This is a genomic window from Nocardioides pakistanensis (assembly GCF_054781215.1).
In genome coordinates this window covers 25,893-48,726 of sequence record NZ_BAAGUV010000024.1, presented here as the reverse complement: position 1 = coordinate 48,726, position 22,834 = coordinate 25,893, and the positions used below count along the sequence as shown (strand labels likewise).

Below are 22,834 nucleotides of genomic sequence, written 5' to 3'. Positions count from 1 at the left end.
GGTCACGCTCCGCGAGCGCGGATGGAGCCGCTCAGAGGTCGCGGGGCCAGATCCGGTCGCTCAGCCGGACTGCGAAGAACCCCTGGTCCACGTCGGTGAACCACACCTGGCGGCGCGGGACGTCCCACGCCGGCTGGGCCATCGCATAACCGCCGGTGGGTGCCGGCTTGTTGAAGTAGCCCACCTCGCGCGGTGCCTCCGGGTCGGAGATGTCGAAGATCCGCAGTCCCGATCCGATGTAGGCGCAGGCGGCAAGGCCCGGGTCCACTCGCCGGGGGATTGAGCAGTAGTGCGCGGCGTACCCGCCGACCGGGTTCTTCGCGCCCGGGTCGTCCTGCTGTTCCCCGGCGCGGTTCGCCTCGGTGTGCACCGCCAGCCGCAGCTGCGAGACCTCGTAGGGCCGGTGTGGGTCGTCGACGTTGATGATCCGGGCGACGCCGGCGTGGTTCTCCGGGCGGTAGCTGAACGTCGGGTCGTTGGGGAGGGTCTGGAACTCGTCGACCATCAGCAGGTAGTCGTGCCCGTCGATGTGCATCGGCTCGGCCACCTGCGGCACCGCCGCGTCCCGCCAGGTCAGGTGCGCGACCACCTTCGCCTGTGCCAGCGGCTCGCGTGCCTGGATCGCGCTGACGTCGAGCACCTTGAGCCCGCCGTTGACCAGCCGCTGGTCGTCGGGCCGGCCGAGGTCGGCGGCGTAGAGGTAGTTGCCGTCCCGGCTCACCCGCAGGCCGTGGAAGTTGTGTCCCACGAGGGTCGACAGCGGGCGGGGTGCTCGCGGGTCGGTGAGGTCGACGGCGGTCATCACGTGCCCGACCAGCGAGCTCGCGTAGAACGTCCTGCCGTCGGGGGAGAGCCCGCTCTCGTGCCCCAGCACACCGACCGGGGTGCTCGACAGCAGCTGGGGTGTGCGGCAGTCCCTGCTCACGTCGTACACGTCGACCTGGCCGGGGGCGGTCAGTGCGTTGCCGAGTACGGCGACCAGGAGACCGCGCTTCTCGCTGAGCACCAGCGACTCGTGCGGGGACAGCATCGCCGGGCTGGTGAGCGTCGCGGTTCGGACCGGCCGAGCGGCGTCGGTCATGTCCATGACGTAGGTGCCCAGGCCGGTGACCCCGTTGGTCAACGCGTCGGTGGGGAAGAGGATCGTCGAGTCGTAGAAGGCGCAGACGTGCCCCGACGAGTCGGCGAAGCGGTGCACCTTCAGGCCGCCGGTCTCGCCGTAGTGCGCGACCTGGCGCACGTTGCAGGTGTAGCCCTTCGCGGCCCGGCCGGACTCGAAGGCCTCGGCCGGGACCCGGCCGGGGATGTCGGACTCCGGGCGTGACTGGCGGTCGCACGTCGCCGGATCGAGCGCCTGCTGGCCCTCGGCCGCGCTGGACCCACCGGCGGCGACCGTCAGCACCCCCGCGAGGGTGACCGCGCCGGCGGTCGCGACCGCGACCCACCTTCTTCTGCTGTCCGCCGTGGTGCGCACGTGCCGTCCCCTTCGTCCCGAGATGCCTACCGGCTTCAACGACGGAGGGTGACGAGGGTCACGTCAGCTGGCGGTCGTCGCCGAGCTGGCAGTGCCGCCGATGCGGGCGGTGAGCCGGTCCGCGGTACGCCGGGCGGCGGCGATCGTCGAGGGGAGGTCGGGAGCTGCCTCGCTCGGGAAGGTCACGGCCACCCCGGCAGCCGGATGCCCGGTGTGGTCGCGGACGACGGCGGCGACCGAGGCGAAGCCGGGGGTGACCTCACCGTCCTCCAGCGCGTAGCCCCGCTGCCGGGTCTCGGCGAGCAGGACCCGCAGCGCCGCCGGGGACGATGGGCCGTTCCCGTGCCGGTCCACGAACGCCGACCGGTCCGGGAACAGCGCCCGGACCTGGCTGGCCGGCAGGGCCGCGAGGATCGCCCGGCCGCTCGCGGTCAGGTGCGCCGGAAGTCGCACGCCGACGTCGGTGACCAACGGTGGCCGGCCCGGCGCCCGCTCCTCGAGCACGTAGAGCACGTCCCGGCCGTGGAGCACCGCCAGGTGCGCGGAGTGGCCGACCTCGTCGACCAGCGCTGCCAGCGGCACGCGGGCGATCCGCTGGAGGGGTGCCTGGCGGGTGTACCCGCTGCCCACCTCGAACGCGGCCACGCCGAGCCCGTAGCGGTGCTCGTCCCCCAGGTGGACTACGAAGCCCTCCTCGACCATCACCGTGAGCAGGTGGTAGGCGGTGGAGCGCGGGAGGTCGACGGCGGTGGCGATCGCGGCGAGGGTCACCGGGTCGGCCTGGGTCGCCAGGAAGCGCAGCACACGGAGTGCTCTGGTTGCGGCCGGGACCTGTCCCACGGTTCAGACGGTAGCCGCCGACAGGCGGGAGCGCCGTACCGAACGCTCGGGAATGCCCCGGTTTGTCCGACTCCTGACTAAAGTCCCGCCCTCAGGCTTTTTACAAAATGCCTAAGACTGTCCGCGGTTGCGACCGACGTTAGGTAAAGAGCGGTCGGCAGGGAGGTGCTGGCCGCACTGCACCGCAGCCTCGGGGCGCGGTGCTCGCACCTTGGGAGCAATCCGCGTGTTCGACGTTCGCCGTCATCTGATCCATGCCGTCTCGGCCGGCCTTGCCTGGGCGCTGGTCGCCACAGCCCTGGTCGGTCTCGCGGCGGTCCCTGCCTCGGCCAAGGTGCCGCGCGCGGCCGCGAAGTACACCGCGGCGATCGAGCCGCTGGCCAACTACGTCGGTCAGTCGAGCTGCTCGCCCGCGGCCAAGCCGGGGACCAGCGCGTTCGCGAGCATGCTGCTGCGCACCTATCCGAACTCCCGCAGCCTGGGCATCTCCCGGGCCTGCGGCTCGGGTGGCAAGTCCGAGCACAAGGAGGGGCGCGCCTTCGACTGGGGCGTCTCCGCCTACAGCGCCCGCGACCGCGCGTCGGTGAACTCGCTGATGACGTGGCTGCTGGCCACCGACAAGTACGGCAACCGGTTCGCGATGGCTCGCCGTCTCGGCATCCAGTACATGATCTGGAACCGGCGGATCTGGGGCTCGTACGCAGCTGGCTCCGGGTGGCGTCGCTACACCGGCTCCAGCCCGCACACCGACCACGTGCACTTCTCGCTCAGCTGGGCGGGCGCCCGGAAGAAGTCGTCGTTCTGGAACCCCCGCAACTTCCCGCGTGGCTCCGGTGCCGCACCGACGGGTCCGGTGCGTCCCACCAAGCCGTCGCCGGACCGCCCGACGCGGCCGACCCGGCCCACCGACCGCTACGACTGGCCGGACCCGCGCCCGGACGAGCGCTACCGCAGCACCCGGGCGATCCCCGAGCCGCGTGCACCGCGCCGCCTCGCCCAGTCCAAGCCGCTCGTCGTCGAGAAGCTCAGCGTCTCGGCCAGAGCGCGCGCCGGCACGCGCACCCGCAAGGCGCTGCGCGAGGACCGTCGCTACCTGATCGAGGTCGAGGGCACCTACCGCTACGCGAGGAGCAAGGGCGCGATCGCCGATGCCGAGTGCAGCACCCGGCAGGGCGCCTCGTGGTGGCAGCGCGAGCGTTCGCTGCGGCACGAGGAGTGGTACGCCGACCACCTCGATCTGTACGTCGACGGGCACGACCTCTATGCGCAGGCCGACGACGGACAGAGCTGCGACGTGGACAGCCACACCTACCGCTGGGTGTACGAGGCCGAGCGGACCGGGCGGGTGCCCTTCGCGATCTGGGACCCGAAGTCCTACAAGGACAACCGCGGCAAGCTGTCCGTGCGGATCCTGGACCTGGGCACCGTCCGCGACACGATGTCCTGGACGGTGCCGGCGCGCAGCAAGGCCGGCGCGACCAGCCCCGGGCTGCTCCGCTCCGGGCGGGACTACCTGGTCACCGTGTCGGGGACCTGGACCGACGGCAACGGCGCGACCGCCGACGCGGAGTGCACGGTGGCCGGCGGGGACGGGTGGCGCCGCGACTACGACGCGTTCGACATGGTCGCGGGCGACTGGAGCTACGACAGCCTCTCCCCGCGCATGTCGGGGGTGCGGACGATGCCGATCAGCGGCGGTGAGGACTGCGACCCCTCGCACACCTACACCTACCTGCACCGGGCCGAGCGCACCTCGCCGCTCAACATCCGCGTGAGCGACCCCTACGGCCATGCCGACAACAAGGGGGCGCTGAGCGTGAAGGTGGCGGCGTACGACGGGTTCGACCCCGAGCCCGAGCCGGAGACGCCGAGCCGTCCGGAGCCCACTCCGACCCCGACCTGGCCGAAGCCGTCGCCGACCCCCACGTGGCCGACGCCGACGCCGACGCCCAAGCCCAGCCCCACACCCACGTGGCCGACACCCACCCCCACGCCGACGCTGCCCCAGCCCGACCAGGCGGTCGAGTACGAGTGGCTCGAGGTGGACTCGCGCAGCGACAAGGCGGTGCGCACCGAGCAGGAGTTCGCGGCCGGAACCCGGTTGCGTCTGACGGTCTCGGGTATGTACCTGATGCGCGACAGCGACGAGGACTGGATCGTCGCCGACGCCGAGTGCACGGTCACCGAGAGGGACCCCTACTGGCGTTCGACGAGGTACGACGGTGACTTCAACGGCCGGCGCGCGCCGCTGGGTGACCTGGCGGTGAACCTGCAGATCGTGGAGTGGAAGCCGACCTCGGGACGAGGAGCGTGCAACGTGAGAGGCCACGAGTACGTCTACGACCTGACCACGAGCACCGACGGCCCGCTGTGGTTCGTCGTGGCCGATGACTACTACGCCGACAACAAGGGCGTCCTCGACGTCGAGGTGGAGGGCCGGTGAGCCGCCGCCGATCGGTTCAGGTGGCGGTGGCCGTGGGCGTCGCGCTCGCTGCGGCCCTCGTCTCGGGGTGCGGTGACGACGTGACCGTGGCGACCTCGGGCGAACCGACGGGCGCCTCCTCGGTCGAGTCGTCGGCCACGCCGTCGCCCTCGGCGCCGGTGTCGCTGCCGCCCGGAGACCCTGGCCTCGAGGCGCCGGAGGTGCCCGAACCGGGCCTCGACGAGCCCGAGCCCTCGGAGGAGGAGGCACCTGCCAGGGTGGACGTCCCGGCCGATGCGATGCTCGACGCCGAGACCGTCGGGATGATGCTCGGCGGCAGCTGGCAGGCTCACCCCGGAGACGGCGACGAGTGCCTGCGGCCCGAGGGCGCGCTCGGTCAGCGGTCGATGTCCTTCGGCGGCTCCGTCGACGGCCTGGTCGTGCAGACCGTCGCGACCTACCCGAACGACAAGACCGCGGACGCGGCGGTGACCGCACTGGGTGACACCGCCGTCGGCTGCGGCTGGATCGCCCAGCCCGACCCGCGTCTCGGGACCGCATCGGTCGCCGCCGACGACGGTCCTCGCACGATGACCGCGGTGTCGGCCGAGGGCGTCGTGGTGGTGCTGGTCGGCACCGGTGAGTTCACCGCCGACCCGATGCGCTGGGGCTCGCTGGTCGACCTGGCGGTCGGCTCCTCCTGCCCCGCCGGCCCGCACGGCTGCGACTGACGAGAAGGCTGTCTCGGATCCGAGACAGATGACCCGTGCGGGTCCTGGCCGTGGCACGGGCCAGGCAGTGGAATGGCTGCATGACAGTCGTGCACGTCGGGGTCGGCCCCGTCTCGTTCTCCGACGTCGTGGCGGTCGCCCGCCACGGCGCCGCCGTCCAGCTGACCGACGAGGCGGTCGCCGCGATCGACAAGGCCCGCGCGGCGGTGGAGCAGCTGGCGGCGGCCCCCACCCCGGCGTACGGGATCTCCACCGGCTTCGGCGCACTCGCGACCAAGCACATCCCCACCGAGCGGCGAGCCCAGCTCCAGCGGTCGCTGATCCGCTCGCACGCCGCCGGATCCGGCCCCGAGGTCGAGCGCGAGGTCACGCGGGCGCTGATGCTGCTGCGGCTCTCCACTCTCGCGACCGGTCACACGGGCGTGCGGGTCGAGACCGCGCAGACGATGGCGGCGATGCTCACGCACCAGATCACGCCCGTGGTGCGGGAGTACGGGTCGCTGGGCTGCTCGGGCGACCTCGCCCCGCTGGCGCACTGCGCGCTGGCGCTGACCGGGGAGGGCGACGTACGCGACGCCGCCGGCGCGCTGGTCCCGGCGGCGGACGCGCTGCGGGCGGCCGGTCTGGCGCCCGTCGAGCTGGCCGCGAAGGAGGGGCTGGCGCTGATCAACGGCACCGACGGGATGCTCGGCATGCTGGTGCTGGCGATCCACGACCTGCGGCTGCTGCTGCGTACGGCGGACGTGGCGGCCGCGATGTCGGTGGAGGCCCAGCTCGGCACCGACCGCGTCTTCGCCGCCGACCTTCAGGCCCTGCGGCCACACCCCGGGCAGGCGGCCTCGGCGGCCAACCTCACTGCGATCCTGGCCGACTCCGGTGTCGTCGCGAGCCACCGCGGACCGGACTGCAACCGGGTCCAGGACGCCTACTCGCTGCGCTGCTCGCCGCAGGTGCACGGCGCGGCGCGCGACACCGTCGACCACGCGGCCCGGGTGGCCGAGCGGGAGCTCGACTCCGCGATCGACAACCCGGTCGTCCTCGACGACGGGCGCGTCGAGTCCAACGGCAACTTCCACGGTGCCCCGGTCGCCTACGTACTCGACTTCCTCGCGATCGCGGCCGCCGACGTCGCGTCGATCTCCGAGCGGCGCACTGACCGGTTCCTCGACAAGGCGCGCAGCCACGGGCTGCCGCCGTTCCTCGCCGACGACCCGGGCGTCGACTCCGGCCACATGATCGCGCAGTACACCCAGGCCGCGATCGTGTCCGAGCTCAAGCGGCTGGCCGCCCCGGCCAGCGTCGACTCGATTCCGTCGAGCGCGATGCAGGAGGACCACGTCTCGATGGGCTGGTCGGCGGCCCGCAAGCTGCGCCGCTCGGTCGACGGGCTCGCCCGCGTGGTCGCGGTCGAGGTGCTGACCGCAGCCCGCGCGCTCGACCTGCGGGCGCCGCTGGAGCCCGCCCCCGCGACAGCTGCGGTGCTGCGCCTGCTCCGGGAGACCGTCCCCGGCCCGGGCCCGGACCGGCACCTGGCGCCGGAGATCGAACACGCAGTTGAGCTGGTGCGCAGTGGCGCGGTCGTCGCTGCTGTGGAAGACACGATGGGAGAGCTCGCATGAACAGTGGTTTCGAGACGCCTCGCAAGCTCGGCTCCTCAACCACCGAGGAGACGCCTCGCAAGCTCGGCTCCTCAACCACCGAGGAGACGCCTCGCAAGCTCGGCTCCTCAACCACCGAGGAGACGCCTCGCAAGCTCGGCTCCTCAACCACCGAGGAGATGCACGGTCCCATCCGGGCCCCGCGGGGGACCGAGCTGACCGCGCGCAGCTGGCAGACCGAGGCCCCGATGCGGATGCTGATGAACAACCTCGACCCCGAGGTGGCGGAACGTCCGGAGGACCTCGTCGTGTACGGCGGCAGCGGCAAGGCCGCGCGGAGCTGGGAGGCGTACGACGCGATCGTGCGCACCCTCTCCACGCTCGCCGACGACGAGACGCTCCTCGTCCAGTCAGGCAAGCCGGTCGGCGTGATGCGCACCCACGAGTGGGCGCCGCGGGTGCTGATCGCCAACTCCAACCTGGTCGGGGACTGGGCGAACTGGGAGGAGTTCCGGCGCCTGGAGCACCTGGGCCTGACGATGTACGGGCAGATGACCGCAGGGTCGTGGATCTACATCGGCACCCAGGGCATCCTCCAGGGCACCTTCGAGACGTTCGCCGCGGTGGCGGACAAGCTGGCTGCCGATCCTGCGGTGGTTTCGAGACGGGCCTCGCAGGCTCGGCCCTCCTCAACCACCGGTGATCCCTCCTCAACCACCGGGGCGGAGGCGTCGCTGGCCGGGACGATCACGTTGACCGCGGGGCTCGGCGGGATGGGCGGCGCACAGCCGCTCGCGGTGACCATGAACGACGGCGTCGCGATCTGCATCGAGTGCGACGAGTCGCGGATCAAGCGGCGCATCGAGCACCGGTACCTCGACGTCCAGGCCGACTCCCTCGACGACGCGCTCCGGATTGCGGTCGAGGCACGCGACGCGCGCAGGCCGCTGTCGATCGGGGTGCTCGGCAACGCCGCGGACATGGTGCCCGCGCTGCTCGCGGAGGGTGCGCCGATCGACATCGTCACCGACCAGACCTCCGCGCACGACCCGCTGTACTACCTGCCCTCCGGAGTGGCGTTCGAGGACTGGGCGGAGCTGCGCGAGAAGGACCCGGCCGGGCTCACCGAGCGGGCGCGGGAGTCGATGGCCCGCCACGTCGAGGCGATGGTCGGGTTCCTGGACGCCGGCGCGGAGGTGTTCGACTACGGCAACTCCATCCGCGACGAGGCCCGCAAGGGCGGCTTCGCGCGCGCGTTCGACTTCCCCGGCTTCGTGCCGGCCTACATCAGGCCGCTGTTCTGCGAGGGCAAGGGCCCGTTCCGGTGGGCGGCGCTGTCCGGCGACCCGGCCGACATCGCGGCCACCGACCGGGCGATCCTCGAGCTGTTCCCCGACAACGAGCGGCTGCGCCGCTGGATCACGATGGCCGGCGAGCGGGTCGCCTTCCAGGGCCTGCCGGCGCGGATCTGCTGGCTCGGGTACGGCGAGCGGCACCTCGCCGGACTGAAGTTCAACGAGATGGTGCGCAGCGGAGAGCTCAAGGCGCCGATCGTGATCGGCCGTGACCACCTCGACGCCGGGTCGGTGGCCTCGCCGTACCGGGAGACCGAGGGGATGGCCGACGGCTCCGACGCGATCGCGGACTGGCCGCTGCTCAACGCCCTGGTCAACACCGCGTCGGGAGCCAGCTGGGTGTCGATCCACCACGGCGGCGGGGTCGGCATGGGCCGGGCGATCCACGCCGGCCAGGTGTGCGTCGCCGACGGCACCGACCTGGCGGCTCAGAAGATCGAGCGGGTGCTCACCAACGACCCGGGCATGGGCGTGATCCGGCACGTGGACGCCGGCTACGAGCGGGCCGAGGAGGTGGCCGCCGAGCGCGGCGTACGGATCCCGATGCGGGAAGGCTGAGGCCTCAGTGCTTGCGTCGCCACCAGCGCTGGCCCGGCCGCGGCCGCGGCTTCGGTACGGCAGACTGCCCGGCTGCGCTCTCCAGCTGACGCCGCTGCCGTTCGCGCCGCTCGGCCCGCCGAGCTCGCCACGCCACGACCTCGGCATCCTCGTCGCGGGTCGGCGTGATCACCGGCGGGCCCCCGGTCAGCTGCCGGCGGGCTTCGACGATCCGGCGGTTGAAGTCGGCGACGACCCGGCGCACGCCCTCCTCGGTGGTCTCCCGGTCGAGCACGCCCTCCAGCTCGACGTCCTCCTTGCGCAGCGCCAGCGCCGGCGGCAGCACGCCGGTGATCTGCTCGCGCTCGATGAGCCCCTTGACCCACCAGTCGGGGTCGTGGGTGCCGCCGAGTCCCTTGATCGGCTTGCCCGCGCCGGGCAGGTCATCGAAGTCGCCGCGCTCCATCGCCCGGCGCACCTGGAGGTCAACCCAGAGCGCCTGCTGCTCCATCCGGTGGACCGGCGCCTCGTCCTCGTCGTCCTCGGCAGCGGAGTCCGCGGTGGCCTCGTCAGCCTCGGGCACCTGGCCGGTCAGCGCGGTGACCTTGGCCCGGCGCAGGCGCCGCTCCTCCTCGATCTCCTGCTCCATGCTGCGGGCACGGTCTCGGCGACGGTCGCGCATCTGGATCACCCCCGGATGTCAGGCCCTTCCAGCCTACAAAGCCGCCGGTGGCCGGGGCACGGGTCACCAGGTGCCGCGGTGCACGACCTCCTCGACCGGCTTGCGGGTGCGACGGGCCGCGGACCCAGGCGAGCCGAGGTCGTCGGTGCGGTGGCCGAGGGTGATCGCGCCGATCGGCATGTGGTCCTCGGGCACACCGAACGCCTCACGGAACGCGTCGGTCCGCGAGGCGGGGATGCCGAAGAAGCAGGCACCCAGCCCTTCGTCCACCGCGGTGAGCAGCATCAGCAGCGACGCCATCGCGGTGTCCATGTGCCAGTACGGCACCGGCCAGCGCGCCTCGACCCGGTCGCGCTGCTTGTCGGCCTCGGAGTAGCGCCCGACGTAGGCCGCCTTGTGCGACAGCGGCACGATCACCACCGGCGCGGTGCGCATGCCGCGCAGCCAGGAGTCGGGTTCGCCGCTCGCCTCCGCCGGTGTGCACGCGGTCCAGAACCGCTGCACGTCGGCCGGGGAGTCCAGCAGCAGGAACGCCCAGCCCTGAGTGAACCCCGCACTCGGCGCGTGCAGCGCGTTGGCGAGGATGCGTTCGACCACAGTGGTGTCGACCGGCGCGTTCGAGTAGTTGCGCACCATCCGACGCCGGCGGACCACCTCTTGGAACTCCATGGAGCAGATCATGTCGCACGCTGACTTCGACGCCATGTGGCGCGAGCTGGCGCCGCTCGGCCGCTCGGCGCGCTCGGGCGGGTACTTCCGCCAGCCGTTCACCACCCCCGAGCGCGAGCTGACCAGCTGGTTCGTCGAGCAGTGCCACACCCGCGGGCTGACGGTCGAGGGCGACGAGGTCGGCAACCTGGTCGCCTGGTGGCGGCCCGCCGGTGCGGCCGGCCCGGGCGTGGTGACCGGGTCGCACCTCGACTCCGTCCTCGACGGCGGTGCGTACGACGGTCCGCTCGGCGTCGTGTCCGCGCTCGCGGCGATCGACCGGCTCCGCGACCGCGGCTTCACGCCGTCCCGGCCGATCGGGATCTCGGTGTTCGTGGAGGAGGAGGGCTCGCGGTTCGGGGTCGCCACGCTGGGCTCCCGGCTGGCCGCGGGGGCGCTGTCGCTCGACCGTGCCAAGGAGCTGCGCGACCGCGACGGGGTGTTCCTCCTCGACGCGATGGCCGACGCCGGCGTCCACGTGGACCCCGACGTCACCGAGGTGGCGTGGGCGCACCTGCGGGAGCGCGTGGCCTGCTTCGTCGAGCTCCATGTCGAGCAGGGCCGCCACCTGGTCGACCTGGACGCCCCGGTCGGTGTCGCGAGCTCGATCTGGCCGCACGGCAGGTACCGCTTCGACTTCACCGGCCAGGCCAACCACGCCGGCACGACGCGGATGGAGGACCGGCACGACCCGATGCTGACCTACGCGATGACCGCTCTGGCGGCGAACAAGCAGGCCCGGCTCTCCGGTCAGCGCGCGACGTTCGGGCGGGTCGACGTACACCCCAACGGCACCAACGCGGTGCCGTCGCGAGTGACCGCCTGGCTGGACGCCCGCGCCGACTCCGAGGAGCACCTGGCGAAGCTGGTCGCCGCCGTGGAGCGGATGGCGGTGGACCGCGCCGGCCGGGACGGCACGACCGCCGCCGCGACGCCCGAGTCGGTGTCGCCGGAGGTGGTCTTCGACGCCGCCCTGGCGCGCCGGATCGCCGAGCCGTCGGGGTGGCCGGTCATCCCGACGATGGCCGGCCACGACGCCGGCATCCTGTCCACCGCCGGCATCCCCACGGCGATGCTGTTCGTGCGCAACCCGACCGGCATCTCGCACTCGCCGGAGGAGCACGCCGAGATGGTCGACTGCCTGGCCGGCGTCGAGGCGCTGGCCGACACGTTGCAGAGGCTGGCGGCATGATCGCGACCTTCTGGCTCGAGCACGCCTGGCTCGGTGATGGCGAGGTCGTCGACGGCGTGGTCGTGACGATCGCCGACGAGCGGTTCTCCAGCGTGCAGACCGGCGTCGCGCACCCCCCGGAGTCGGCACGCCGGCTGCGCGGGCTGACCGTGCCGGGGATGGCGAACTGCCACAGTCACGCCTTCCACCGCGCGCTGCGGGGGCGGACCCAGCGTGGTCGGGGGAGCTTCTGGACCTGGCGCGAGCAGATGTACGCGCTCGCCGGCCGGCTCGACCCGGACTCCTACTACGAGCTGGCCCGGGCGACGTACAGGGAGATGCTGCTCGCCGGGTTCACGAGCGTGGGCGAGTTCCACTACCTGCACCACCAGCCCGACGGGACGCCGTACGACAACGCCAACGCGATGGGGCTCGCGGTGATCGAGGCCGCCCGCGACGCCGGGATCCGGATCGCCCTGCTCGACACCTGCTACCTCGCCTCCGGGATCGGCACGCCGCCCGAGGGCGTCCAGCGCAGGTTCAGCGACGGCACCGCGCAGGCGTGGGCGGCACGGCTGGAGCGGCTGGAGTACGCCGCCGGCGACGACGTCGTGGTGGGGGCCGCGATCCACTCGGTGCGGGCCGTGCCGCCCGAGGCGATGAGCACCGTCGCCGCCTGGGCGAGCGTGGACCGGGTGCCCCTGCACGTGCACCTGTCCGAGCAGGTCGCCGAGAACGACGCCTGCCGGGCCGCCTACGGGCGGACGCCCACCCGGGTGCTGGAGGACGCCGGCGTCCTCGGCGACCGGACCACCGTCGTGCACGCCACCCACCTGACCGACGCCGACGTCGAGGCGATCGGCCGGCTCGGCGGCTACGCCTGCTTCTGCCCGACCACCGAACGCGACCTCGGCGACGGCATCGGTCCGTCGCGGGCGCTGCACCGGTCGGGGGCCACGCTGACGATCGGTTCCGACAGCCACGCCGTGGTCGACCCGTTCGAGGAGCTTCGCGCCGTGGAGCTCGACGAGCGGCTGGCTCGGCAGGAGCGGGGCCACTGGTCGGCGACCGAGCTGCTCGGGGCCGCCACCTCGGCCGGGCACCGCTCGCTCGGCTTCCACGACGTGGGCCGGATCGAGGTCGGCGCGCACGCCGACCTGGTCACCCTCGACCTGCACTCGCCGCGCACGGCCGGGACCGGTGCCACCGCCGAGACCGCGGTCTTCGCCGCCACCGCGGCCGACGTGGTGCAGGTGGTCCGCGACGGGCAGGTCGTCGTCGAGAACCACGACCGCCACGAGATCGGGCACACGCTCGAGTCGGTCGTCTCCGGGCTCTGGGAGGGAGCATGAGCAGCCTGCTCGTCACCGGGGTCGGCCAGCTGGTCACCAACGACCCGGGGCTCGGCGACGGCTCTGCGCTGGGGGTCCTCTCCGCTGCGGCGGTCGTGGTCGACGGCGGCCGGGTCGCCTGGGTCGGTCCCGCGGCCGGGGCGCCGGCCGCCGACACGGCGTACGACGTCGGCGGGCGCGCGGTCATCCCGGGGTTCGTCGACTCCCACTCGCACCTGGTCTTCGCCGGAGACCGGTCCGAGGAGTTCGCCGCCCGGATGAGCGGGACGCCGTACTCCGCCGGCGGGATCCGTACGACGGTCGCCGCCACCCGCGCCGCCACCGACGAACAGCTCGCGGCGAACCTGGCCCGCCACGTCGGCGAGATGCGGAGGCAGGGCACGACCACCGTCGAGGTCAAGAGCGGCTACGGGCTGACCGTCCGCGACGAGGCCCGCGCGCTGGCGCTGGCCGCGCAGGTGACCGAGGAGACCACCTTCCTCGGCGCGCACGTCGTGCCGCCGGAGTACGCGTCGGACCCCGACGGCTACGTCGACCTGGTGACCGGGCCGATGCTCGAGGCGTGCGCGCCGCACGCCAAGTGGATCGACGTGTTCTGCGAGACCGGGGCGTTCTCGGTCGACCAGGCGCGCGCGGTGCTGTCGGCCGGGGCGGCGGCGGGGCTGCGCGGGCGGCTGCACGCCAACCAGCTCGGGCCCGGTCCCGGGGTGCAGCTGGCCTGCGAGCTGGGCCTGACCGCGGTGGACCACTGCACCTACCTCTCCGCCGCCGACATCGATGCGCTGGCGTCGTCGGGGACGGTCGCCACGCTGCTGCCCGGGGTGGAGTTCTCGACCCGCTCGCCCTACCCCGACGCCCGCCGGCTGCTCGACGCCGGGGTCACCGTCGCCGTCGCCACCGACTGCAACCCGGGCTCGAGCTACACCTCGTCCATGCCGCTGTGCGTCGCGCTCGCGGTCCGGGAGATGGGGATGACCCCGGCCGAGGCGCTGCACGCCGCGACCGCGGGCGCCGCCGCCGCCCTGGGCCGTTCCGACGTCGGCCGGCTGTCGGTCGGCGCGTCGGCCGACCTCGCCGTCCTCGACGCGCCGTCCTACGTCCACCTGGCCTACCGGCCCGGGGTGCCGCTCGTGCGTGAGGTGTTCCGGGCCGGCGCGCAGGGCTGACCCTCTCGCGCTGCGTCGCACGGCGGCGTGCGCGTCGTACGGCGGTCCCGATGTGCGCTCCCGGTCCCGCGTCGCGTGGACGGGCGGGCAGACCGACGCATCCGGGGGCGCCTGGGCGCTCGGCTCCGGGGGAGAGCTGTGCCCCCTCGCGTAGGACGCTAAGGCGCGCGACGCCGGCGAGATAAGGAGTTCTCCCGATGTGCGCGGCTACCTCAGACGCGCAGTCTCGTCACATCCCGATGAGACCGACCTGAGGAGAACCACGATGTTCCCGGCACACGAGATGATGTTCGCCGCAGAGATCGACTACCGACGCGAACGGATGATGGCCGTGCGGCCCAAGCGTCGTCGTCGTCGCGAACGGCACGTACGGGTGCCCCGTCAGCGTCGCGGCCCGGAGCCCGACCGCGACGGCGCGGCCGCCGACCCTGCCACCTCGTCGCCGGCAGCGTCGGCCCCGGCCCTTCCGGCGGCCGACCGACGGCGGTGGGACCGGGCCGCCTGAGCCTGATCCGGATGGAAACCCGGCTGAAATTGTCGGTGGTGGGCACGAAGATGGAGGACGTGCCCGCCCACCTGCTCTCCACCCCGCTCATGGGGCGCGTCCACGAGCTGGCCGACCTCGAGCGGCTCGCCGGCCTGGCCCCCGGGGCCACGGCCGGCGTGGTGCTGCTCTCCGGCGACGCGGGGGTCGGCAAGACCCGGGTGCTGACCGAGCTGCGCGCCCGCGCCGAGCAGGTGGGGTGGCGCACGGTGACCGGGCACTGCCTCGACTTCGGTGACAGCGCCCTTCCCTACCTCCCGTTCACCGAGATCCTCGGCCGCCTCGCGCACGACGACCCGCAGCTGGTCGCCACGGTGAGCGAGGCCCACCCCGCGGTCCGGCAGCTGCTGCCCGGCCAGCGGCTGATGTTCGGCCCCGGCAGTCAGGGCCACGACGTCGAGCGGGCCGAGCTGTTCGAGACCGTCCACGCCGTGCTGGAGCTGCTCGCTGCGCAGGCGCCGCTGCTGGTGATCCTCGAGGACCTGCACTGGGCCGACCAGTCGACCCGCGACCTGCTTGGGTTCCTGTTCCAGCGCCGGTTCGCCGGACCGGTCACGGTGGTGGCGTCCTACCGCAGCGACGACCTGCACCGGCGACACCCGCTCCGCGCCACGGTGGCCCAGTGGAGCCGGATCCCCGGCGTGCACCGTCTCCAGCTCGGCCCGCTCGGCGACAGCTTCGTCCGCGCGCTCGCCGCGTCGCTTCACCACGGGCAGCTCTCCGAGGCCGAGATGCAGGCGATCGTGACCCGCGCGGAGGGCAACGCGTTCTTCGCCGAGGAGCTCGTCGTCGCCAACGCGATCACCGCCGGCACCCTGCCCGACGACCTCGCCAGCCTGCTGCTCGTGCGCGTCGACCAGCTCGACGAGGACGCCCGCGAGGTGGTCCGGGCCGCGTCCTGTGCCGGGCGACAGGTGTCCCACGAGCTGCTCGCCGCCGTCGTGCCGCTCGACCCGGCTGCCCTCGACCGGGCGCTGCGCAACGCCGTCGACAGCTTCGTGCTGGTGCCCAGCGGCGCGGGCTACGCGTTCCGGCACGCGCTGCTCGGCGAGGCGGTCTACGACGACCTGCTGCCCGGTGAGCGGGTGCGCCGGCACGCCGCGTTCGTCGACGCCCTCTGCCGCAACGTCGCGCAGGGCACCGCTGCGGAGCTCGCGCGGCACGCCCGGGTTGCCCACGACGTCGCCACCGCGGTCCGGGCCAGCATCGAGGCCGGCGACGACGCGATGGCCGTCGGTGGGCCCGACGACGCCGCCCGGCACTACGAGGTGGCCCTCGAGCTGCTCGGCAAGCCGGCCCACGCCGACGAGCGGCCGGCCGAGGTCGACATGGTCTCGCTGACCAGCCGGGCAAGCGACGCCTGGCTCGCCGCCGGCGACGCCCACCGGGCGATCGAGCTGGTCGCCGACCACCTCGCGCAGCTCCGCGTCGACGCGCCGGACGTCGACCGTGCCCGACTGATGCTGACCCTCGCGCACGCCGCCTTGATGGCCGACAGCGACATCGACGCGCTGGAGCTGACCACCGAGGCGCTGGGGCTGGTGGGTCCGGAGGCGACGCAGCTGCGCGCCCGCCTGGCCGGGGTGCACGCCCAGGCCAACGCGCTGCGTCAGCGCGTCGACGAGGCGGTCCGGTGGGCCGGCGAGGCGCTCCAGCTGGCCGAGGAGCTCGACCTGCCGCGAGTCGCCCTCGACGCCACCACCACCCTGGCCCGACTCGAGGAGCGCGACCAGGACCCGGAGTCGTCGCGACGGACCTTCGAGAGCATCGTCGCCCTGGCCCGCGCCGACGGTGACGTCACCGCCGAGTTCCGCGGCCTGCACCTGCTCGGCGCGCTCCACTACGAGCACGGCGAGCTCGACGCGGCCGCGGAGGCCTACGAGACCGCGTCCCGCCGGGCAGGCGAGGTCGGCCGGCCGTGGGCGCCCTATGGCTTCGACGCCCGGCTGATGGCTGCGATCACCGCCTACGTCGGCGGACGGTGGGACGACGCGACGCGGATCGCCGAGCTGACCGGTGAGTCCCCGCCGCCGATGGCGGAGGCGGCGCTCGGGATGGTGGCGCTCGCGGTCGCGGCGGGTCGAGGCCAGATCGACGCGCTCTCCCGGTTGGCGCCCCACCGGGGCTGGTGGGACCGCGACGGGTTCATCGCGATCCTCGGGGCCGCCGCCGCGATCGACCTGCACGGCGAGGCCGGCGACCTCGACGCCGTGCTGCGCGTTCACGACGACGTCGTCGAGATCATCACCGGCCTGTGGCAGGTCAAGTCGTTCCTGGCGCAGGTGCGGCTCGGCGCGCTCGTCCTGGGGCACCTCGCAAGGCAGGCGCCGGCTAGGCCGGCGGCCGAGCGTGGGGAGCTTCTTCGTCGTGGTGACGTGCTCCTCGAGGCCGCTCGGGACGCGATGAGCCGGGCCGAGGGCCGGGGTCGCCGGATCGGCCCGGAGGGTCAGGCCTGGCGGGCGCGGGCCGAGGCCGAGCACCTGCGTCTGCGCTGGCTCGCCGGGGTCGAGGTGCCGGCCGAGTCGGAGCTGATCGCGCCGTGGCGTGAGGCGGTGCGCTGGTTCGGCGAGTTCGGGCACGTCTTCGAGGTGGCCCGCTCGCGCGCTCGGCTGGCCGCCGTACTCCGCTCGGTGGGCGACGCGGCGGAGGCCCGCGAGCATGCCGACGCCGCCCGTGAGGCCGCGCACCGGCTCGGCGCAGCGCCGCTGCTCGCGGAGCTCCGGGCGGCGGGGTCGGCGCCGGCAGCATCCCGGCGCGTCGACGCGGACCCGGGACAGCTGACCCCGCGGGAGCGGGAGATCCTCGACCTGGTCGCTCAGGGGCGCAGCAACGGCGAGATCGCGCGGCAGCTGTTCATCAGCGACAAGACCGTCAGCGTGCACGTGTCGAACATCCTGGCCAAGCTCGGCGCCGCCAGCCGCACCGAAGCCGCCGCGCTCGCCCGCAGCCGCGGTTTGCTCATCTGAGGCCGGTGGCGTCGGTCACTCCTGCCGAAATCCCGTGGCGGCAGTGGTGCGCCGCTGGCAGCATGCGCCGGTGACCTGGAGAGAACGCCTCGGCGCGCTGCGCGTCGACACCACCCCGCTGCGCGACTCGCGCGACTTCCGGCTGCTGTTCTGGGCCGGGGCGGTGTTCTACCTCGGCGGGATGATCTCCTACGTCGCCCTGCCCTACCAGCTGTACCAGCTCACCGGCTCCAACCTTGCTGTCGGCGCGCTCGGCATCGTCGAGCTGGTGCCGCTGGTGGTGTTCGGTCTGTACGGCGGAGCGCTCGCCGACCACGTCGACCGGCGCCGGATGCTCGTCGCCATGGGCTCGGCGCAGGCCGTGCTGACCGCGCTGCTGGCGGTCAACGCCGTGCTCCCGGACCCGAAGGTGTGGCCGATCTACGTGCTCGGCGCGATGCTCGCGGCTGCCCAGTCGATGCAGCGACCCTCGAAGGAGGCGCTGGAGCCGCGGACGGTCAAGCACGACCAGATCATGGCCGCCAGCGCGCTGTCCTCGCTCGGGGTGCAGGTCGGGCTGCTCGCCGGCCCCGCCGTCGGTGGTGTGCTGCTGGCGACGGTCGGGGTGGCCTGGTGCTTCACGGTCGACGTGGTGGCGCTGGTGATCGCGACCGCGCTGTTCGCGGCGCTGCGGCCCTACCCGGTCACCGACCGGAGCAACCCGCCCTCGCTGCGCGGCATCCACGAGGGACTGACCTACGCGCTGCGCCGGCGTGACCTGCTCGGCACCTACGTCGTGGACATCGTGGCGATGCTGATGGCGATGCCGACGGTGCTGTTCCCGGCGCTGGCCTCCGACGTGTTCGAGCGGCCGGGCATGCTGGGCCTGCTCTACAGCGCCGGCACGGTCGGCAGCCTGCTCGCCACGGTCTCGTCGGGGTGGACCAAGCGGGTGCACCACCACGGCCGGGCGGTGGTGGTCGCCGCCGCAGTCTGGGGAGCCGCGGTCGCCGTGGCCGGGCTGATGCCGAGCATCTGGCTGCTGCTGGTCTTCCTGGTCCTCGCCGGTGCCGCGGACATGATCAGCGGGATCTTCCGCTCCACGGTGTGGAACCAGACCATCCCCGACCACATGCGCGGTCGCCTCGCCGGCATCGAGATGCTGTCCTACTCCATCGGTCCCCTCGGCGGCCAGGCCCGCGCCGGTCTCGTCGCCGACGCGTGGTCGGTGCGCGGCTCGATCACCAGCGGGGGCGTGCTGTGCGTCGTCGGGGTGGTCGGTGTCGCGGTGTGGCTGCGCGACTTCTGGGCGTACGACGAGCGCACCGACGAGCACGCCAGCCGGGAGCGGCAGCTGCGCGCCGAGCAGGGCTGAGCTGACCGCCGTACTGCACGACGAACTGGGCACGACGAACTGCCGCTCTGCACGGGTTGCGGCCCGTGCCGAGTGGCGGATTCTCACGTTAACGTGAGAATCCGGCAGGGACAGGCGCCGCCGGGCGCAGGGGGTTTTGCCCAGCGGGACATACCCGTAGTATGCGAAACCTGTTCTAGCACCGGGAGTGGTCATGACGGTCACCGACGATCGCTTCACCAAGATGAAGCCGTACAACGCCGGGTTCGCGCGCAAGATCCCGGCCAGCCAGCTGCCGCCGGGGCCGCAGTGGCCGGCGCTCGTGCAGAGCATGCTCCTGATGCGGTTCCGCCACCAGTTCATCCCGGCGATGCACCGCCGCTACGGCGACGTGTTCACCATCCGCCTGGTCCCGGGCGGGTCACCGCTGGTGCTGTTCACCCGCCCCGAGCACGCCAAGGAGATCTTCGCCGGCGACCCGGAGGTGTTCCACGCCGGCAAGGGCAACGCGATCCTCGGCCCGATCATGGGCGAGCACTCGCTGCTGCTGCAGGACTCCACCGAGCACCGACGCGCTCGCAAGCTCCTGATGCCGGCGTTCAACGGCGCCGCGCTGCGAGGGTACCAGTCGCTGGTCACCACGATCGCCAAGGACGAGGTCGCGCGCTGGACGCCGGGCCGGCCGTTCCGCGCGCTGGAGCGGATGAACGCCCTCACCCTCGAGGTGATCCTCCAGGTGGTCTTCGGGGTCACCGACGAGGCCCGTCTGGCCCAGCTGCGGCCGCTGGTCAACAAGACCGTCGACATCCACCCGATCATCCTGCTCGGCTGGGGCTACCCGTTCCTGCAGAAGTTCGGGCCGTGGAAGGCCACGGTCGACAACCAGCGCGAGCTCGACAAGGTGATGTACGCCGAGATCGCCGAACGCCGTGCTGCCGGGGACCTGGCCGACCGCACCGACGTGCTCTCCCAGCTGCTGCGTGTCGGCGACGGCGACGATAAGCTCTCCGACGCCGAGCTGCGTGACCAGCTGGTGACGCTGCTGCTCGCCGGCCACGAGACCACCGCGACGGCGCTGTCCTGGTCGCTGTACGAGCTGGGCCGCGACGAGGGCCAGCTGGCCAAGGCCCGACGGGCCGCCGACGAGGGCGACGACGACTACCTCGAGGCCGTGATGAAGGAGGCCATGCGGCTGCACCCGGTGATCCCGATGGTGGTGCGCCACCTGATGGCTCCGGCGACCATCGGCGGCTGGGAGCTGCCGCGCGGCACGAACATCGGGCCGTCGATCATCCTTGCCCACTCCCGGTCGGAGAACTTCCCCGACCCCGAGGTGTTCCGGCCCGAGCGGTTCACCGAGGGCCATGTCGAGCCGAACACCTGGATCCCGTTCGGCGGCGGGGTGCGCCGCTGCATCGGGGCGGGCTTCTCGCTGATGGAGGGCGTCGCGGTGCTGCGCGAGGTGCTGACCAGGTACGACGTGCACGTGCCCGCGGGTTCCCGCGACAAGCCCAAGGTCCGCAACATCACGAGCGTCCCGCGCTATGGGGCGCGCATCTTCGTCCGCCCGCGCTGAGCTGCCTGTACGGACGCCGGCCGGCGCGACCAGGGCGAGCCTGGTGTCGCCCTCGACCGGGGTCCGGACGATCAGCCGTTCTGCCAGCCGTCGGGCAGGTCGTTCGGGTCCGGCCAGCCGTCGGGCCACTCCCCGTTCCACTCGTCGGGCCAGTCACCCGGGGTCGGCGGCTCCGGAGCCGGGACCGGCGTCTCCGGGGTCGGCTCGGCCGGCTGGTCCACCGGCGGGATCACGGTCGGCTTCTTCACCCGGATCCGCTGACCGACGTACAGCTCGACCGGCCCGCGACGCGGGAAGCCGTTCCAGACCCGCACCTGGCGGACCGAGATGTGGAAGAACCGGGCCACGCGGCGCAGCGTCTCGCCGGACTGGGCGCGGTAGATGCCGTTCTTGTTCGCCCTCGGACGCCGGATCGGCTCCGGGCACGGTGCCAGTCGCGGCGACCGCCAACGCGGGGCGTACTCGCCCACCCACTTCTGGCACGGGCCGTAGTCGTGGGCCATCACCCGGCCGGTGTACCAGGAGGTGCGCCGCATGGCGCCGTTCCAGGTGAACGAGAAGTGGATGTGGTCGCGGTGCGGCGAGGTGCCGGTGTAGGGCCGCCAGCCGCCCGACGACCAGATCCGCCGGTTCCAGATCATGTACATCACGCCGAGGCGCTTGGCGCGGCGGGCGGGGTCGCGGGCCACGGGCTCGGTGAGCCACTCGATGACGCGCTTGGCCTTGGCCCGGTCGCGGGGGTTGTGCCAGTTCAGGGCGTAGTCCCAGGCGCGGCCTTCCTTGTGCTCGGAGGTGCCACCGACCGAGCAGGAGCGGGTGATGCCGAGGTCGCCGCCGCCGAACTGGCGGTTGATCAGGCCGCGGAAGGCGAGGACGCCCGGCTTGGCCACCGGGTCGCAGGAGACCTGCGGCTGGTAGCTGCCGTACGGCTCGACGGCCTTGAGGGCGTCCGCCGGCGCGGCGACGGATACCGCGAGCAGGCCGGACAGTGCAGTGATGAGCAGGCGTCGCAGCAGCGACACCGGGACGTGCGAGGACACCGGTGTTTCCCCAAGAGGTAGATCGGTCCGCGAGCCCGTCCGGCTTCCCCACCGTGGGACGCGCAGCTGTCGCCTTTACTTTCGGCAGGCCAGGGACCGCTCTTGAGGGATTCCACGTCGACTTCCCACGCGGTGTGGACGGTTCGCACGCGGTGTGCGGCGTGTCCAGCGTCCATAACCCCGCGTTACTTCGCGGTGGGGGTCAGAAGCGGGCGAGCACGTCCTCCTCGGTGAGCCCGTAGTCGGCCAGCGAGTACCGGTGCGACGGTCGCTTGGGGCCCTGGCGCGACTCGGCGTCGATCGCGTTCACCCGGTCGGCGACGTCGTCGGTCCACGGCAGGTCGAACGCATCGTAGATCCGGCGGACGGTCCCGGGCGGGTCGGCGACGAAGTCGTCGTACTGCACGTCGAGGAACTGCGCCGGGTCGTACTTCGACCGCTCCTCGGCGAACCTGGCGGACGCCCCGGCGAGCATGTCGAGCTGGGTCCGCCCGATCACCCCACCCTCGAACACCGTCGACCAGCCCTTGGTCGCCTCGGCGCTCAGCGAGCACGCCGACGCGATCGCCACCCGCGGGTCGCGGTGGGTCTGCACGACGAGCGCGTCGGGGTAGACGGCCATGATCGCGTCGAGCCCGACGAGGTGGGAGGGGTTCTTCAGCACCCACCGCTTGTCCTGGTCGTTGAGGCCGATCAGCTGGAGGTTGGCCTTGTGCCGTTCGTAGGCGTCGGTCCAGTCCTGCTTGGACAGCCACGCCGAGTAGTTGGGGATGTAGGCCAGCGACTCGTAGCCGATCGACTTGCCCGACTGGCGCAGCAGCCGCCAGCACTCCTCCACGGAGGTGGCGTCCATGTAGTGGATCCCCATGAACTCGGGGTTCTCGACGTGGTGCTCGGCGTACGCCGCCTGGATCCCGGTGAACACCGGGTCGGCCTCCCAGGTCTCGCGGGGTGGCCGCGGCTGGGGGAACTCGGTGAGCCACAGCTCGACACCCTGGTGCCGGGGGTCGGCGGTGAGCAGCCGGTGCAAGGCGGTGGTGCCCGTGCGTGGCAGCCCGGTCACGAAGACCGGCCGTTCGATCGGCACCTCGGCGTACTCCGGGTGCTGCTTGAACCCGGCCTGGCTGAGCAGCCGGGCGATCAGCGCGCCGCGGACGAACGAGCGCTGCATGTAGTTGCCGGCGCCGGTCAGCCCGGCCTCGGTGGCGTAGTCGTCGAGCAGGATCCGCAGGCCCTCGTGGTACTCGTCGCCGCCGAAGTCGTCGAGCCCGGTCGCCCGCGACGCCGCCTCGTGGAGGTCCTCGAACGTCCCGACGCTGTCTCTCTCACGCATGGCTGC

Annotated in this window: 17 protein-coding genes; 11 read left to right on the top strand and 6 right to left on the bottom strand. The window is 72.8% G+C overall.

The annotated features are described in order from the left end of the window. Positions 1–31: 31 nt before the first annotated feature. Positions 32–1,474: an LVIVD repeat-containing protein gene (locus ACYVIH_RS11110; protein WP_460869267.1), complete on the bottom strand. Its 1,443-nt coding sequence runs from the start codon at positions 1,472–1,474 to the stop codon at positions 32–34. Between the two features lie 63 nt (positions 1,475–1,537). Then, entirely contained in the window at positions 1,538–2,314 is a 777-nt protein-coding gene (locus ACYVIH_RS11105) for an IclR family transcriptional regulator (protein ID WP_460869264.1), read from the bottom strand. A gap of 226 nt (positions 2,315–2,540) precedes the next feature. Here ACYVIH_RS11105 and ACYVIH_RS11100 point away from each other — a divergent pair, with 226 nt between their 5' ends. The 4 genes from ACYVIH_RS11100 (at position 2,541) to hutU (ending at position 8,978) form a co-directional block, all read left to right on the top strand. Next, on the top strand, positions 2,541–4,757 hold the full coding sequence (locus ACYVIH_RS11100) for a hypothetical protein (protein ID WP_460869262.1): 2,217 nt from the start codon (positions 2,541–2,543) through the stop codon (positions 4,755–4,757). Beyond that, positions 4,754–5,467, top strand: coding sequence for a hypothetical protein (locus ACYVIH_RS11095; RefSeq protein ID WP_460869260.1), 714 nt, complete (start codon positions 4,754–4,756; stop codon positions 5,465–5,467). Before ACYVIH_RS11100 ends, ACYVIH_RS11095 begins: the two co-directional genes overlap by 4 nt. An 80-nt stretch (positions 5,468–5,547) precedes the next feature. Then, entirely contained in the window at positions 5,548–7,086 is a 1,539-nt protein-coding gene (gene hutH / locus ACYVIH_RS11090; RefSeq protein WP_460869258.1) for a histidine ammonia-lyase, read from the top strand. Between the two features lie 158 nt (positions 7,087–7,244). Beyond that, the gene (gene hutU / locus ACYVIH_RS11085; RefSeq protein WP_460869338.1) at positions 7,245–8,978 is read left to right on the top strand and encodes a urocanate hydratase; all 1,734 of its coding nucleotides are present in this window, start codon (positions 7,245–7,247) and stop codon (positions 8,976–8,978) included. Between the two features lie 4 nt (positions 8,979–8,982). Here the strand turns inward: hutU and ACYVIH_RS11080 are convergent, their stop codons facing one another. Beyond that, a complete protein-coding gene (locus ACYVIH_RS11080; RefSeq protein WP_460869256.1) occupies positions 8,983–9,639 on the bottom strand; it encodes a DnaJ family domain-containing protein in 657 nt (218 codons plus the stop codon). A gap of 63 nt (positions 9,640–9,702) precedes the next feature. After that, positions 9,703–10,308 carry a nitroreductase family protein gene (locus tag ACYVIH_RS11075; protein WP_460869253.1) on the bottom strand — a complete coding sequence of 202 codons (606 nt, stop codon included), beginning with the start codon at positions 10,306–10,308 and terminating at the stop codon, positions 9,703–9,705. A 10-nt stretch (positions 10,309–10,318) separates the two neighbouring features. On the opposite strand from ACYVIH_RS11075, the gene ACYVIH_RS11070 reads away from it, so the two are divergent. The 7 genes from ACYVIH_RS11070 to ACYVIH_RS11040 all read left to right on the top strand — a co-directional run bounded on the left by ACYVIH_RS11070 (position 10,319) and on the right by ACYVIH_RS11040 (position 20,455). Beyond that, positions 10,319–11,539 (top strand): allantoate amidohydrolase, encoded by a 1,221-nt coding sequence (locus ACYVIH_RS11070; protein WP_460869251.1) that lies wholly within the window; start codon positions 10,319–10,321, stop codon positions 11,537–11,539. Next, positions 11,536–12,870, top strand: a complete 1,335-nt coding sequence (locus ACYVIH_RS11065) for a formimidoylglutamate deiminase (protein WP_460869249.1) — start codon at positions 11,536–11,538, stop codon at positions 12,868–12,870. The genes ACYVIH_RS11070 and ACYVIH_RS11065 overlap by 4 nt, the downstream gene beginning before the upstream one ends. Beyond that, positions 12,867–14,036, top strand: a complete 1,170-nt coding sequence (gene hutI / locus ACYVIH_RS11060) for an imidazolonepropionase (RefSeq protein ID WP_460869247.1) — start codon at positions 12,867–12,869, stop codon at positions 14,034–14,036. The genes ACYVIH_RS11065 and hutI overlap by 4 nt, the downstream gene beginning before the upstream one ends. Positions 14,037–14,301: 265 nt before the next feature. Next, positions 14,302–14,541: a hypothetical protein gene (locus ACYVIH_RS11055; protein ID WP_460869245.1), complete on the top strand. Its 240-nt coding sequence runs from the start codon at positions 14,302–14,304 to the stop codon at positions 14,539–14,541. Between the two features lie 11 nt (positions 14,542–14,552). Then, positions 14,553–17,546 carry a helix-turn-helix transcriptional regulator gene (locus tag ACYVIH_RS11050; RefSeq protein ID WP_460869243.1) on the top strand — a complete coding sequence of 998 codons (2,994 nt, stop codon included), beginning with the start codon at positions 14,553–14,555 and terminating at the stop codon, positions 17,544–17,546. 70 nt (positions 17,547–17,616) lie between these two features. Continuing rightward, on the top strand, positions 17,617–18,900 hold the full coding sequence (locus ACYVIH_RS11045) for an MFS transporter (RefSeq protein ID WP_460869241.1): 1,284 nt from the start codon (positions 17,617–17,619) through the stop codon (positions 18,898–18,900). A 193-nt stretch (positions 18,901–19,093) separates the two neighbouring features. Then, the gene (locus ACYVIH_RS11040) at positions 19,094–20,455 is read left to right on the top strand and encodes a cytochrome P450 (protein WP_460869239.1); all 1,362 of its coding nucleotides are present in this window, start codon (positions 19,094–19,096) and stop codon (positions 20,453–20,455) included. Positions 20,456–20,526: 71 nt separating this feature from the next. Here the strand turns inward: ACYVIH_RS11040 and ACYVIH_RS11035 are convergent, their stop codons facing one another. Beyond that, positions 20,527–21,495 carry a LysM peptidoglycan-binding domain-containing protein gene (locus ACYVIH_RS11035; protein ID WP_460869236.1) on the bottom strand — a complete coding sequence of 323 codons (969 nt, stop codon included), beginning with the start codon at positions 21,493–21,495 and terminating at the stop codon, positions 20,527–20,529. A 202-nt stretch (positions 21,496–21,697) separates the two neighbouring features. Continuing rightward, complete coding sequence (locus ACYVIH_RS11030; protein ID WP_460869234.1) at positions 21,698–22,828, bottom strand: sulfotransferase family protein; 1,131 nt, start codon at positions 22,826–22,828, stop codon at positions 21,698–21,700. Positions 22,829–22,834 lie beyond the last annotated feature (6 nt).